Source organism: Pseudomonas sp. NA-150, from assembly GCF_044336365.1.
GTDB lineage: Bacteria > Pseudomonadota > Gammaproteobacteria > Pseudomonadales > Pseudomonadaceae > Aquipseudomonas.
Map to the genome: position 1 here is coordinate 873,480 of NZ_CP172305.1, position 13,265 is coordinate 886,744.

At 59.8% G+C, this 13,265-nt stretch carries 13 protein-coding genes; 9 read left to right on the forward strand and 4 right to left on the reverse strand.

What is annotated here, in order from left to right; all coding sequences use genetic code 11:
- Positions 1 to 118 precede the first annotated feature (118 nt).
- The 6 genes from ACF0H7_RS04220 to ACF0H7_RS04245 all read left to right on the forward strand — a co-directional run bounded on the left by ACF0H7_RS04220 (position 119) and on the right by ACF0H7_RS04245 (position 5,445).
- Positions 119 to 778 carry a TetR family transcriptional regulator gene (locus tag ACF0H7_RS04220; RefSeq protein WP_397451545.1) on the forward strand — a complete coding sequence of 220 codons (660 nt, stop codon included), beginning with the start codon at positions 119 to 121 and terminating at the stop codon, positions 776 to 778.
- A gap of 98 nt (positions 779 to 876) precedes the next feature.
- Complete coding sequence (locus tag ACF0H7_RS04225) at positions 877 to 1,758, forward strand: DMT family transporter (protein ID WP_397451546.1); 882 nt, start codon at positions 877 to 879, stop codon at positions 1,756 to 1,758.
- 144 nt (positions 1,759 to 1,902) lie between these two features.
- Positions 1,903 to 3,036, forward strand: coding sequence for a type VI immunity family protein (locus ACF0H7_RS04230; RefSeq protein WP_397451547.1), 1,134 nt, complete (start codon positions 1,903 to 1,905; stop codon positions 3,034 to 3,036).
- Between the two features lie 59 nt (positions 3,037 to 3,095).
- Positions 3,096 to 3,794, forward strand: coding sequence for a CoA transferase subunit A (locus ACF0H7_RS04235; protein WP_397451548.1), 699 nt, complete (start codon positions 3,096 to 3,098; stop codon positions 3,792 to 3,794).
- Between the two features lie 2 nt (positions 3,795 to 3,796).
- Positions 3,797 to 4,429: a CoA transferase subunit B gene (locus ACF0H7_RS04240; protein ID WP_397451549.1), complete on the forward strand. Its 633-nt coding sequence runs from the start codon at positions 3,797 to 3,799 to the stop codon at positions 4,427 to 4,429.
- 167 nt (positions 4,430 to 4,596) lie between these two features.
- Positions 4,597 to 5,445, forward strand: a complete 849-nt coding sequence (locus ACF0H7_RS04245) for a cache domain-containing protein (protein WP_397451550.1) — start codon at positions 4,597 to 4,599, stop codon at positions 5,443 to 5,445.
- A 27-nt stretch (positions 5,446 to 5,472) separates the two neighbouring features.
- Here ACF0H7_RS04245 and ACF0H7_RS04250 read toward each other — a convergent pair whose 3' ends face one another.
- From ACF0H7_RS04250 to ACF0H7_RS04260, 3 genes are all read right to left on the reverse strand, one after another.
- Complete coding sequence (locus tag ACF0H7_RS04250; protein WP_397451551.1) at positions 5,473 to 6,981, reverse strand: MDR family MFS transporter; 1,509 nt, start codon at positions 6,979 to 6,981, stop codon at positions 5,473 to 5,475.
- A gap of 119 nt (positions 6,982 to 7,100) precedes the next feature.
- Positions 7,101 to 7,280, reverse strand: coding sequence for a hypothetical protein (locus ACF0H7_RS04255; RefSeq protein ID WP_397451552.1), 180 nt, complete (start codon positions 7,278 to 7,280; stop codon positions 7,101 to 7,103).
- A gap of 153 nt (positions 7,281 to 7,433) precedes the next feature.
- Positions 7,434 to 8,336 carry a LysR family transcriptional regulator gene (locus ACF0H7_RS04260; RefSeq protein ID WP_397451553.1) on the reverse strand — a complete coding sequence of 301 codons (903 nt, stop codon included), beginning with the start codon at positions 8,334 to 8,336 and terminating at the stop codon, positions 7,434 to 7,436.
- Between the two features lie 110 nt (positions 8,337 to 8,446).
- On the opposite strand from ACF0H7_RS04260, the gene ACF0H7_RS04265 reads away from it, so the two are divergent.
- A complete protein-coding gene (locus ACF0H7_RS04265; protein ID WP_397451554.1) occupies positions 8,447 to 9,061 on the forward strand; it encodes an NAD(P)-dependent oxidoreductase in 615 nt (204 codons plus the stop codon).
- 6 nt (positions 9,062 to 9,067) lie between these two features.
- Here the strand turns inward: ACF0H7_RS04265 and ACF0H7_RS04270 are convergent, their stop codons facing one another.
- Positions 9,068 to 9,958: a LysR substrate-binding domain-containing protein gene (locus ACF0H7_RS04270; RefSeq protein WP_397451555.1), complete on the reverse strand. Its 891-nt coding sequence runs from the start codon at positions 9,956 to 9,958 to the stop codon at positions 9,068 to 9,070.
- A 159-nt stretch (positions 9,959 to 10,117) separates the two neighbouring features.
- Between ACF0H7_RS04270 and ACF0H7_RS04275 the strand changes: the two genes are divergently transcribed.
- Both ACF0H7_RS04275 and ACF0H7_RS04280 read left to right on the forward strand, forming a co-directional pair.
- Positions 10,118 to 11,752, forward strand: a complete 1,635-nt coding sequence (locus ACF0H7_RS04275; RefSeq protein WP_397451556.1) for a 5-guanidino-2-oxopentanoate decarboxylase — start codon at positions 10,118 to 10,120, stop codon at positions 11,750 to 11,752.
- A 14-nt stretch (positions 11,753 to 11,766) separates the two neighbouring features.
- Positions 11,767 to 13,218, forward strand: a complete 1,452-nt coding sequence (locus ACF0H7_RS04280) for an aldehyde dehydrogenase family protein (protein WP_397451557.1) — start codon at positions 11,767 to 11,769, stop codon at positions 13,216 to 13,218.
- Positions 13,219 to 13,265 lie beyond the last annotated feature (47 nt).

The window sequence follows — 13,265 nt, forward strand, 5'->3', positions numbered from 1 at the left end:
GCGGCATGCTCAGCCCTGAAGTGTACGTCCGGGGCAAGGCAATACAAAAGCCGCCCGATAAGGCTTCGGGCCGATTGTGATGATTTGCCGTGAACATTTTGAGTGAGGTTTTACTGCCATGGTCCGTCGCACCAAAGAGGAAGCTCAGGAGACTCGCAGCCAGATTCTCGAGGCAGCGGAAAAAGCTTTCTACGGACGTGGAGTGGCGCGCACCACGCTGGGAGACATCGCGACGCTCGCGGGCGTCACGCGCGGTGCCATCTACTGGCACTTCAGTAACAAGGCGGACCTGGTGCAGGCGATGCTCGACAGCCTGCATGAACCGCTGGAGGAAATGGCCAAGGCCAGCGAGAGTGAGGAAGAAATCGACCCGCTGGGCTGCATGCGAAAATTGCTGATCAAATTGTTTCATCAAGTTGCACTGGACCCAAAAACCCGTCGCATTAATGAAATTCTGTTTCATAAGTGTGAGTTCACTGATGAAATGTGTGACATGCGGCGTCAGCGACAAATGGCCTCACTCGATTGCAATGATCGAATTGCTCTTACCCTGAGCAACGCCGTGCGTAGAGGCCAAATGCCGGCTAATTTGGATACTGCTCGTGCAGCGATCTGTCTGCATGCCTATATTGATGGCATTCTCGGTCAGTGGTTACTGGTCCCCGAGAGCTTCGGGCTCAGTCAAGATGCCGAGTCCCTGGTCGATACAGCCTTGGATATGCTGCGCCTGAGTCCTTCTTTACGACATCCGGCCCTGACCAACGCGGAAACCGCGTGACGCTGGCTTTATGGCAGTGAGCCTGTATTTATATCGCCATCTGCGTTGCTTGAGTAGTTAGTTTACTAAGTATTTACCTCCTGTTTGTGAGCGTGTGCATGAGTGTGCAGAACTCCCTGGGCAAAGGGATCGATCAGCCAGCCAAAGGAATTGCGCTGATTTGTCTGGCATTGCTGCTGTTTTCCACTCACGACACGATATCCAAATACCTTTCCGGTTTTTATCCCATCGTCATGGTGGTGTGGGCACGTTATGTAGTGCACACCCTGATGATGCTGTTCATTTTTATCCCGAAAAGCGGCTTGAGCGTAGTCCGCACCAAGCGCCCGGGGATGCAACTGGCGCGCGCACTGTGCCTGATCGGCACCAGCCTGTTCTTCACCACCGGGCTGCGGTACATCCCGTTGGCGGAAGCCACGGCGGTCAACTTTCTTGCGCCCTTGTTGGTGACTGCCTTGTCGGTGCCGCTGCTCAAGGAGCACGTCAGTCGCAGCCAATGGCTGGCGGTGCTCACTGGTTTCGTTGGCGTGACGATTGTGGTGCGCCCCGGCGGCTCGCTGTTTACCCCGGAGATCCTGTTCCCGCTGGCATCCGCACTGTGCTTCGGTTTCTACCAGATACTGACCCGCCAACTCAGTGGCATCGACAGCCCGACCACCAGTAACTTCCTCACGGGTATTTTCAACAGCCTGATCATGACGGCACTGGTGCCGTTTTTCTGGAGCACCCCGACCCTTAGCCACGGCCTGTTGATGATTGGCCTTGGCACCTGCGGCATGTTGGGCCATTTACTGCTGACCGAGGCCTTCCGCCATGCACCTCCCGCGCTGCTGGCACCCTTCAGTTACGGGCAGATTCTGTTTGCCGGGATGTATGGCTACCTGATCTTCAATCACACCCCGGATATTTACGGCGTGGTGGGTATTAGCGTGATCTGCCTGAGTGGCCTGGCGGTGGCGTGGGGCCAGCGAAAACGTTGAACCAGCTCGCTGCTGTGTAGGAATAAAGTAGGACGCTTCCTGAAAAAAGTAGTCCATTTCCCAAACCCATTTTCCTGTATTGATCCTCTCTGAAAGAACTATCAGTCTCCGCAGTCAGAAATTTTCGGACTAGGGGGACAAAGGATGTCAGACAACGCCTCTGATGATGTGTGTCAGCTGATCAAACTCAGAAATCAGGCGGCGCACCTGATGATCAACTCCGATGAAGGCGTGCCACTGGTTCGCCTCGGACTGATCACGACGCTGTACTTCAAGAATGGCCACACCGCGCAGGCCAAGCTGCGGATCGCGGAGTGCTTCAGCCGCTTTCGGCACGCGTTCAAGCGTGAACTCCGATGGCAGTTTCACCGGACTCTATTTCGCCTGAACGACGGTAATTTCGGTTATCGCCGTAAGTTGGTGCGCACCAGTTCAGTCGATGAACAGCTGATTTGGGCAATCAGCAGCGGCACCCTGCAAGAAGTCGCCGGCTATCGGATGTTTGTGATGAACGTGCCTGACGGTCTGGCCGACATTGATTGTTCGTGCCTGAAGATGGTGCTGCCCTGGTCGATTCTGCTTAGCCCTGATGGCCCGCGACGCTACGAGGAGTGGCTGAACTACCTGTGCGGTCAGCTCAATGCCGATCACGGTTTTGGTGGGCTGGCGTGCATCTTGCCGCATGACGGTCAGCACTGCTTTGCGCTGGAGCAACGACTGGCGCAACGCTATATCGGTTTGATGGTCGATCCGATGCCGCAGATTGAAAGCTTGCGCCTGCTGAATCACATCAAGGGCGCGAATTGGTACACGGTGCTGGGGCAGCGATTCGTCAAGCAATTGGGCGGTAACGATGCCGTGCGCCGACAGCTGAGTGGTTGCCGCGAGGTGGAGTTTCAGACCTATGATGACGGCTTGATCATTCGTGCGGGCGCCTTGCCCGTGCTGGGCGGTGATGCGCAAGACTCCCTGGCTGCCTACGTTGAAGTGAACCGTGTGATCAGGCCGATACGCGTGTCGGGCGGCTGTTTGCACCCTTTTCTGGTGAACGGTGGTGGTGGGTTCTGCGAAGCCTCTTCGGCGCAGTGGTACGCCCGCTTCGACGACAAACCAGTACCGCCTTTATTTGCCGGGCAGGCCTGCACCCGTGACGGGTACTGGTTCAACAGCTCGGCGGCAGGCTCGCGTTGCGTGTTCCGCACAGGGGAAATCATGCCGACGCTCGGCCCTTCCAATGGCAAGCGAACGCAATGGTTTTGGCTCAAGGCAACGCACTGAGTTAGGCCTACACTCGAATACGCACCGTCGTACGCGACGGACCATGACGAGGAATGATAATGAATAAAATCTACTCGACCGCCGAATCGGCCCTGCAAGGTCTCGTCGAAGACGGCATGACCCTGGCTGTCGGCGGTTTTGGGCTGTGTGGCATCCCGGAAGCCCTGATTGCGGCGCTGCGCGACAGCGGCAGACGGCAGTTGACCGTTATCAGCAATAACGCCGGCGTCGACGGTTTCGGCCTCGGGCAACTGCTTGAGACGCGGCAGATCCGCAAGATGATCTCTTCATACGTTGGCGAGAACAAAGAGTTCGAGCGCCAGTTTCTGGCAGGCGAACTGGAACTGGAATTCACTCCGCAAGGCACGCTGGCGGAAAAACTGCGCGCGGGCGGCTCTGGCATTCCGGCGTTTTTCACCAAAACCGGCTATGGCACCCTGGTGGCTGAAGGCAAGGAGACCCGTGAGTTCGACGGCGAGTGGTACGTGATGGAGCGCTCGCTGCGGGCAGACGTGGCGCTGGTCAAGGCATGGAAAGCCGACAAGTCCGGCAACCTGCTGTTCAACAAGACGGCGCGCAACTTCAACCCGCTGGCGGCGATGGCGGCCAAGGTGTGCGTGGTCGAGGTCGAAGAAATCGTCGAGACCGGCGCGCTGGAGCCTGATCAGATTCACCTGCCGGGTATTTACGTGCAGCGTTTGGTATTGAATGCGACGCCGGAAAAACGTATCGAACAACGCACTGTGCGGAGCGCCTGATCATGGCCTGGACTCGTGAAGAAATGGCGCAACGCGCCGCGCAAGAATTGCAGGACGGTTTTTACGTCAACCTTGGCATCGGCTTGCCTACGCTGGTGGCCAATTACATTCCTGAAGGCATGGATGTCTGGCTGCAAAGCGAAAACGGGCTGTTGGGTATCGGTCCGTTTCCCCGGGACAATGAAGTCGATGCCGACCTGATCAACGCCGGCAAACAAACCATCACCACCTTGCCCGGTAGCAGTTTTTTCAACAGCGCCGACTCATTCGCGATGATTCGCGGCGGGCACATCAACTTGTCGATCCTCGGCGCGATGCAGGTCTCGCAGACGGGCGATCTGGCCAACTGGATGATCCCCGGCAAGATGGTCAAAGGCATGGGCGGCGCCATGGACCTGGTGGCCGGGGTCAAGCGGGTGGTGGTGTTGATGGAACACACAGCCAAGGGCGGCGTGCACAAGTTGCTGGAAAAGTGCGAGCTACCGTTGACGGGCGTGGGGGTGGTGGATCGGATCATCACCGATTTGGCGGTGATCGACGTCACTGAGGCCGGTTTGAAACTGGTGGAGTTGGCAACCGGCGTCAGCCTCGAAGCGCTGAAAGAGGCGACCGGCTGCAAGATCATCACTGACTGAATAAACATCCTGCAGGAGCTGCCGAAGGCTGCCAATGCTGTTGATCTTGAAGGCCCTGCGGGCCTTATCGCAGCCTGCGGCAGCTCCTACATGTAGCGTGAATAACGGTTAAATACTCAACCGCCGTCTAAGCTCTGCAAACACTAATAAAAAACGGGGAACGCGCAATGACGGGGCTGCTCAAGCGGGTGCTGTTGGGATCGCTGTTGTGCCTGAGCTTCAGTCAGGCGTGGGCGGCAGGTGGGGCGGTGGATGATGGGCCGGCGGCCAAGGCGTTGTTGGTCAAGGCGTTGGCGCGCTATCACGATGAGGGTGACAAGGCATTCGCCGAATTCAGCCGTCAGGGCGAGTTCGTCAAAGGTGACCTGTATGTCTACGTCCTCGACACCAAAGGCGTGATGCTCGCCAGTGGCGGACCTTCCGCCGTGTTGATCGGTCGCGACGTGTCCGGGACGCTGTCGCCGGATTTACAAAAAGTCTTTAAAGACGTGCTCTCGACGCCCGAAGCCAACGGCATTCAGGAGTCCGAATACCGCTGGCAGAACTGGAGTGATGGCAAGGTCGAGCGCAAGCGCGTGTACTACCAACGTGTCGGTGATCGGGTGCTGGCAGTGGGTTACTACATTCCCCGCGCCTCTCCCGAGCAAGCCAAAGCCCTACTGGATAAGGCTTCCAGCGCACTGGTCAAGGATGAAAAAGGCACCATCAATGCCATCAACGGCCTGAAAGGCGGCTTCCTCGAGGACGACTTATACGTGTTCGTGGTTGATCTGAAGGACCAGCGCTACGTCGCGCACGGCACCAATCTGCGGATGGTCAAGACCGACTTCAGCAAGGTTCGCGATCCAGAAGGGCAACCGGTCGGCGAGCCGATCCTGGCCTTGATCAACAAGCAGGACGAGGGCGAGTACGACTATCACTGGCGTAACCCGGTGACCAACAAGATCGAGAACAAACACGCGTATATCCGCAAGGTCGACCACTATCTGGTCGCCGTGGGCTATTACAGTCGCTGACAGCAACGGGCGAGCTGACGGTCTCTGTCAGCTCTTGTCGCCGTGAGCCCGCCCGCGCAGCAGGTTGTTCGGCATCGCCAGCGCAGCCGCCAACCCTAGCAGTGAAATGCCGGCGCTGATCATCAACAGATGACGGAAGGTCACCAGCAACTCACCGCGCAACAGTTCGAGCGCAGGGCCGCTGACGGCGTTCAGGCTATCCATCAACACATTGCCGGAATGGCCTTCACCGACCGCCGCGTCACTGACCTGGCCGAGACCGGCGCTTTGCAGCATCGCCAGCAACAACGCCGACATCAACGCCACGCCGACCGCGCCGCCCAGCGAGCGGAACAGGTTGGTGGTACTGGTGGCCACCCCCATGTCCTGCTGTTCGACCGAGTTCTGCGTGCCGACCAGCGATGTAGGAAACTGCAAGCCGCAGGCGATGCCGGTCAGCAACATGAACACGCTGGCGAGTACGAGCGAATCCGGCGGAGTGAGGGCCATGCCCAGCACCATGACCGGCACCATGGCGGCGCCGGTCAGAATCAGCGGCTTGTAACGCCCGGTGAACGACGTGCGCCGCCCGGCGAAATACGCGCCCATCGGCATGCCAATCGCCAGTGGTAGCAAGTGCAGGGCGGCCGCATCGGCACCACCGCCGGTGACGGTCTGAAAACGCAGCGGCATCAGCACAATCAGCGAAATCGACTGAAAACTGGTGAAGAATATCGTGCACCAACACAATACCGCGCTGCGGATGCCGAACAGGTGCATCGGCAATAGCGGCTCGCGTGCCCGGCGTTCGTAGGCAACGAAGGCGGCCAGTGTCAGCAGTGCCACGCCCAACAACGCCAGCACCTCGGGATCACGCCAGCCGCGGCCTTGACCGATCTCGGTGACGCCCAGCAGCAGCGCGCTCAAGCCGATGATCATCAGCACCGTGCCAAGGTAGTCGATGATCGGCGTACGTTGTGGGATCGGCAGCCCGATCAGCGTACGACGGGCGATCCACCAGGCGCTCAGGCCCAGTGGCAGGTTGATCAGAAAAACCCAGCGCCAGGACATGTATTCGGTCATCACTCCGCCTAACACCGGCCCGGCGACGCTGGCGATCGCGTACATGCCACTGAAATAGCCCTGATAGCGACCACGCTCACGGGGAGGAACGATATCGCCGATGATCGCCTGGCTGACCGAGACCATGCCGCCAGCGCCGATGCCCTGGATGACCCTCGCCAGTACCAGCTGCTCCATGCTCTGGGCCATGCCGCAGAACAACGAGGCCAGGGTGAACAGGCCAAGCCCGAACAGCATCAGGCGGCGGCGGCCATACAAATCACCGAGCTTGCCGTAGATCGGCACGGCCACCGTCAGCGCCACCATATAGGCAGAGATCACCCAGGCGAGCAGGTCGAAGTCATGGAATTGTGCAGAAATCGCCGGCATCGAGACCGCAACAATGGTCTGATCCAACGCACTGAGAAAGACGGCCATCATCAGCGCGAACAGCACGTTGCGAATGGCGGGTTTTGGTTGGCCGAGACTGGTCAAGGGAGAGCCCAACTAGCAGTAAATTCTGCCCAAAAATGGCAGCAGCAAGAGGGCTAGTCTAATCCGATAGCAGGCTATTCGATAGGCTCGTATTAATGTTCTCGCAGGATTTCCAACCGTTACTTCCCGCTCAAGGCTGCGAACGTTGCATCTTGTGGTGCGCAGTGGGCACCGTCGCATAACACGGTGAAGCGCGGAGCTTGCCGAGCCATTTCAATGCGATAGGCACCTGCGGCGTAGATCGCGACAACAACAGCAACGGACAGTGCAGCCATGGTTCTTCTTGTTGTAATGATCATGTTGCCACCTCGATCCGACTTTAAAACAGGTTTTAAAAGGACTGAGGTAATTGTAGGACAATAGTGGCGAACACAAGTCAGGATTTAGAAGCGTTTTCGTTGCGCTGCCGACCGACGGCACGTCAGTCGCCCGCTGATTTTCTGACGTCAGGATCAGAGGGTGTGTTCCCATTGAGGGTCCTTGAAACGCTCGACCAAAAAGTCCAGCAAACTGCGCAAAGGTGCAGGCATATGCTTGCGTGAAGCGTAGACCGCGTACAACGTCAATTCCCGTGGTCGCGCGTCAGGTACCAACCGAATCAGCTCGCCACTCAGCAGGAAGGGTCTGACCAAAAAAGTCGGCAACATCGCCACCCCGGCTCCGGCCATGGTCGCGCGCATCAGGGTAGTGGTTTCGTTGGCGCTGATATTGCCGTGGATCGGCACCGCCACTTCCTTTCCGTCCTGCTCGAAATGCCACTGAGTCCTGCCGAAGTAGGAATGGGTCAGGCAATTGTGCTGGCTGAGGTCCTGCACCCGTTGCGGCGTGGGGTGTTCGCGCAGGTAGGCCGGCGATGCACAGATCGATGAACCGCAAACCGCCAAGGGACGCGCGATCAGATTCGGGTCCACTTCTTTGCTGACCCGAATCGCCAGGTCAATGCGCTCATCGATCAGGTTGACAGTGCGATCCAGCGCCTGCAGGTCGATGTTGACGGCGGGATGACGCTTGACGAAGTCGCTGACGGCATCGGCCATTTGCGCGTGCCCGAACGAGGTGCTGACGCTGATCCGTAAATCGCCGCGCAAGGCGTCTTCGGGCATTTTCACCGCAGCCTGCATGTCGGCGGACAGCTCCAGCAACTGGCGGCAGCGGGGCAGGGTTTCATTGCCAGCGGCGGTCAGGCTCAACTTGCGCGTGGTGCGGTGCATCAAGCGCACGCCAACCCATTCTTCCAATTCGGCCAGGTAGCGGGAAATCACTGGCCGTGACATCTCCAGATAATCCGCCGCTGCTGACTGGCTGCCCAGATCCACCACCGTGACGAACACGCGCATTGCCACCAAACGATCCATGATCTGCCCGATTTTAGAAACAAACTATGTTCAAGCATCGCATTTTTTGTACCGGGAAACGCAACTAAGCTCTGCTCAATCGTCATCCACCTGATCTTCGGAGATACACCATGAGCAACATCGCAATTATCGGTGCCACCGGCCGTGCTGGCAGCCAACTGTTGGAAGAAGCCCTGCGCCGTGGTCATAGCGTCACGGCGATTGCGCGGGACGCTTCGTCGTTGGCGGGCCGCGCAGGAGTGGTGCCCAAGAGTCTGGATGTCAGCGATGCCAAAGCCTATGCGCAAGCGGTTGCCGGTCACGATGTGGTGATCAGCTCGACGCACTTTTCCACAGTGTCCGCACAAACGACTATCGAGCCGGTGAAACAGGCCGGTGTGCCGCGTTTGCTGGTGGTAGGTGGCGCAGGCAGCTTGTTCGTCGCACCCGGTGTACGGGTTATCGACACGCCGAACTTCCCCGACGAATACAAAGTTGAAGCTACTGCCGGCGCTGCGTTCCTCGACGTGTTGCGTGCAGAGAAAAGCCTGAACTGGACCTTCCTGTCGCCGTCGGCATTGTTCGTCGAAGGTGAACGCACGGGCGCGTTTCGCTTGGGCAAGGATGATTTGCTGATCGACGCCAGCGGCAACAGCTCAATCAGCTTTGCTGACTTCGCGATTGCCATGCTCGACGAAATCGAGCGCCCGGCGCACCCACGTCAGCGTTTCACCGTCGGTTACTGATCGCGCTTACGGGCGTTCACGCTCGGCGGCCTGGGTCAACAGCCAGTCGATCAGTTCGCGCAACTGCGGCGACGGGTCAGAACGCTCGGGGTAGACCAGGTAATACGCGGCGCCAGTGCGCACCTTGAGGTCGAAGGGTGCCACCAGCCGTCCGGCGCTGAGGTCATCGCCGATCAACGCCCAATCGCCAATCGCGACGCCGGTGCCTTGGGAGGCGACCGACATAGCCAGGTCCAGCGTATCGAAATGCTGGCCCTTGCCGATGTTGCAGACCGTGGTGCCGGCAACCTTGAGCCAGGCTTCCCAATCGCGTTCATCGCGGGTCGGGTGCAGCAGCATATGCTGTTCCAGATCGGCCAGGGTGTTGAGCGGGATCGGTCCGGCCAGTAATTGCTGGGAGCAGACCGGGGTCAGTTGCTCATCGAACAAATGGTGTGCGGCCATCGTATTCGCCGGCCGCGCGCCATAGACCACGGCGGCATCGAACTCTTCCCGACGAAAGTCCACCGCGTGCTGCACGGTGGTAGTCAATTCCACTGGCACGTCCGGGCGCTCCTTCTGCCATTGCAATAAACGCGGCAGCAGCCAGCGCATCATGCAGGTCGGGGCCTTGAGTTGCAGGGTTTCGCGCTTGGCGCCGACTTGTTCGACGGCTTCATCGATCAGCGAAAACACTTTCTGAATTCGTGGAAAAAGCTCACGCCCTTGGGTGGTCAGGCTCAAGCCGCGTGCCTGACGCTGAAACAACGCGTAACCCAGATGACTTTCCAGCCCGGAGATCTGCCGACTCACCGCGCCTTGGGTGATGTGCAGCAGCTCCGCCGCGCGCGTGAAGTTGCAGCACTGGGCTGTGATCAGGAAGGTGTGCAGGGCAGGCAAGGGCGGCAGGCGTTTCATGGGCGCTCAGGCATGAATGGAGGACATGCCTAGCATGACATTTTTTGCCTTGTCACACATACGCCCGCACGGGTCCAATTAAGCCTCATCTGTATCGTGTCTCGAGCCCTGTGTGCCGGGGCCGCGTGCAGTTTCCGAATAAAAGAAAGGCGGATAAACATGGCAACGTGCGGCGAAGTATTGGTCAAATTGCTCGAAGGCTACGGCGTAGAGCAGGTCTTCGGCATCCCCGGTGTGCATACCGTCGAGCTGTATCGCGGCCTGGCCCGTTCGTCAATCAACCACGTCACCCCGCGCCACGAACAAGGTGCCGGCTTCATGGCTGACGGCTATGCGCGCACCAGCGGCAAGCCGGGCGTGTGTTTTATCATCACCGGCCCAGGCATGACCAACATCACCACGGCGATGGGGCAGGCCTACGCCGACTCGATTCCGATGCTGGTGATTTCCAGCGTGCAATCGCGCAGCCAGTTGGGCGGCGGTCGCGGCAAGCTGCATGAGCTGCCATCGCAGAGCAACCTGGTGGCTGGCGTGGCGGCGTTCTCCTATACCCTGATGTCGGCGGCAGAATTGCCAGGCGTGCTGGCCCGTGCCTTTGCGCTGTTCCAGGCTGGTCGCCCGCGCCCGGTGCACATCGAAATCCCGCTCGACGTGTTGGTCGAGAACGCCGACGCTTTGCTCGGCAGCGAGCCGATCAGTGTCAGCCGTGCCGGCGCAGCGCCGGCGGCAGTCGAGCAAATGGCCAACCTGCTGGCGTCGGCCAAGCGCCCATTGATCCTCGCCGGTGGCGGTGCGATAGACGCTGCACCGGCATTGACCCGTCTCGCAGAGATGCTCGATGCACCGGTTGCGCTGACCATCAACGCCAAAGGCATGCTGCCGTCGCGTCACCCGTTGCTGATCGGCTCGACGCAATCGCTGGTCGCCACCCGCGCGCTGGTGAACGACGCCGATGTGGTGCTGGCCATCGGCACCGAACTGGCCGAGACCGACTACGACATCACCTTCGCTGGCGGTTTCGAAATTCGCGGTGCGTTGCTGCGCGTTGACATTGACCCCGACCAGACTGTGCGTAACTACCTGCCGAACGTGGCGCTGGTCTCCGATTCCGACAGCGCGGCGCAGGCGTTGCTGGCTGCCGTGTCCGTGAAACAACTGGCGGCCCGTCGCGACGACTGGGGCCACAAACGCGCGGCGGCATTGCGGGCAACACTGGAGCTCTCGTGGGATGCGCCGACTCGCGGGCAGACGGTTTTCCTGCAGACGATTCTCGACGTGTTGCCCGATGCGGTACTGGTCGGCGACTCGACCCAACCGGTGTACGCCGGCAACCTGACCTTGAACCTGGAGCAGCCGCGTCGCTGGTTCAACTCGTCCACGGGTTACGGCACCCTGGGCTATGCCTTGCCGGCGGCGGTCGGTGCCTGGCTGGGGCGCAGTTCCGAGGCCAGCGAGCGCGGCGCGGTGGTGTGCCTGATCGGCGATGGCGGTTTGCAATTCACCCTGTCGGAGTTGGCCAGCGCGGTGGAAGCACGCACGCCGATCATCGTCCTGCTGTGGAATAACCAGGGCTACGAAGAGATCAAGAAGTACATGGTCAATCGCGCCATCGAGCCGGTGGGCGTGGACATTTACACCCCGGATTTCATCGGTGTTGCCAAAGCTCTGGGCTGTGCCGCTGAAGCGGTTGCTGGCGTCGATGCGCTGAAAGCGGCCCTTTGCTCAGCCGCTGATCGCCAAGGGCCGACCTTGATCGAAATCGACCAGACCACCTGGATGAACGGGCTGCAATAACGTTGAGCACTCAAATGAACCTGAACAACAAAGCCCATGACGGCCTGTACATCAACGGCCAATGGCTGGCCGGTTTTGAACAACTGACGGTGATCAACCCGTCGACAGAAACGGTTTTGGCAACGGTCACCGGCGGTGGCGAGACAGCCGTCGATGCTGCGGTTGAAGCTGCACGGCAGGCGTTCACTCACTGGTCGCAAACGTCCGGCGCTGAGCGTGGTGCGCTGTTGCGCAAGATCGCCCATGGCGTGCAAGCGCGCCGCGAACGGCTGATCGAGCTGCAATCGCTGAACAACGGCAAGCCGCTGTTTGAGGCGGGGATCGACGTTGATGACGTCTTCGCCACCTTTAACTATTACGCCGAGCTGGCCGAAGCGCTGGACGCCAAACAAGACAGCGCCGTGCCGCTGCCCAGCGACGACTTTGCCGCGCGTCTGCGTCGCGAGCCGTGCGGTGTCGTCGGCCTGATCGTGCCGTGGAACTTCCCGATGGTCACCACCGCGTGGAAACTGGCGCCAGCCTTGGCCGCCGGCTGCTGCGTGGTGTTGAAGCCCTCGGAAGTCACGCCGCTGCCGGAACTGGAACTGGCGGCGATCATCGCCGAATGCGGGCTGCCGGCCGGGGTGTTTAACCTGGTGTGCGGCACCGGCCTGGCGGTCGGTGCGCCGTTGTCTGCGCATCCGGGTATCGCAAAAATCTCCTTCACCGGCAGCAACGCGGTGGGCGTTCAGGTGATGCAACGGGCCGCTGAAACAGTGAAGGGCGTCAGTCTGGAACTGGGCGGTAAATCCTCGTTGCTGGTGCTGGCCGATGCCGATGTGGATCTGGCCGTAGAACTGGCCAGCGGCGGTGGATACTTCAACGCCGGGCAGATGTGTTCCGCCACCAGTCGGGTGCTGGTCGCCGATGAAGTGGCGGATGCGTTTCTGGAAAAACTGGTGGCACGCGCGGAAGCCATTCGCGTCGCTGATCCGTTTGATCCCGAAGTGGAAATGGGTGCGCTGGTCAATCAGGCGCAATACCAGCGCGTGCTGGGACACATCCAGCGTGGCCAGGGTGTGGGTGCGCGGCTGGTCTGCGGTGGCGAACGTCCGGCTGATCTACCGAAAGGTTATTTTTTGCGGCCGACCGTGTTCGTCGACGTGCCCCTGGACAGTGCACTGTGGCGTGAGGAGATCTTTGGCCCAGTGTTGTGTGTACGCAGTTTTGCCACCGAAGCGGAGGCCATCGCGTTGGCCAACGACAGTCAATTCGGCCTGGTAGCCAGCGTGGTCAGCAGCGATCCGCAGGCGGCTGATCGCGTCGCCAACGCGCTGCAGGCAGGGCTGGTGTGGATCAACGCGCCACAAGTGATTTTCCCGCAGACCTCCTGGGGTGGTTACAAGCAGAGCAGCATCGGCCGCGAGCTAGGGCCGTGGGGCCTGCAAGCGTTCCAGGAAACCAAGCACGTCGTTCGCGCCCTCTAAATGGCCCACGCATGCCTCGTTACGAGGCATGCGTCTGGCACATGGCT

Bases quoted from the DNA above. Each gene is read 5' to 3' on its own strand.
- ACF0H7_RS04280 (WP_397451557.1), top strand. From the start codon at position 11,767: ATGAACCTGAACAACAAAGCCCATGACGGCCTGTACATCAACGGCCAA.
- ACF0H7_RS04245 (WP_397451550.1), top strand. From the start codon at position 4,597: ATGACGGGGCTGCTCAAGCGGGTGCTGTTGGGATCGCTGTTGTGCCTG.
- ACF0H7_RS04265 (WP_397451554.1), top strand. From the start codon at position 8,447: ATGAGCAACATCGCAATTATCGGTGCCACCGGCCGTGCTGGCAGCCAA.
- ACF0H7_RS04275 (WP_397451556.1), top strand. From the start codon at position 10,118: ATGGCAACGTGCGGCGAAGTATTGGTCAAATTGCTCGAAGGCTACGGC.
- ACF0H7_RS04235 (WP_397451548.1), top strand. From the start codon at position 3,096: ATGAATAAAATCTACTCGACCGCCGAATCGGCCCTGCAAGGTCTCGTC.
- ACF0H7_RS04220 (WP_397451545.1), top strand. From the start codon at position 119: ATGGTCCGTCGCACCAAAGAGGAAGCTCAGGAGACTCGCAGCCAGATT.
- ACF0H7_RS04230 (WP_397451547.1), top strand. From the start codon at position 1,903: ATGTCAGACAACGCCTCTGATGATGTGTGTCAGCTGATCAAACTCAGA.
- ACF0H7_RS04260 (WP_397451553.1), bottom strand. From the start codon at position 8,336: ATGGATCGTTTGGTGGCAATGCGCGTGTTCGTCACGGTGGTGGATCTG.
- ACF0H7_RS04240 (WP_397451549.1), top strand. From the start codon at position 3,797: ATGGCCTGGACTCGTGAAGAAATGGCGCAACGCGCCGCGCAAGAATTG.
- ACF0H7_RS04255 (WP_397451552.1), bottom strand. From the start codon at position 7,280: ATGATCATTACAACAAGAAGAACCATGGCTGCACTGTCCGTTGCTGTT.
- ACF0H7_RS04225 (WP_397451546.1), top strand. From the start codon at position 877: ATGAGTGTGCAGAACTCCCTGGGCAAAGGGATCGATCAGCCAGCCAAA.
- ACF0H7_RS04270 (WP_397451555.1), bottom strand. From the start codon at position 9,958: ATGAAACGCCTGCCGCCCTTGCCTGCCCTGCACACCTTCCTGATCACA.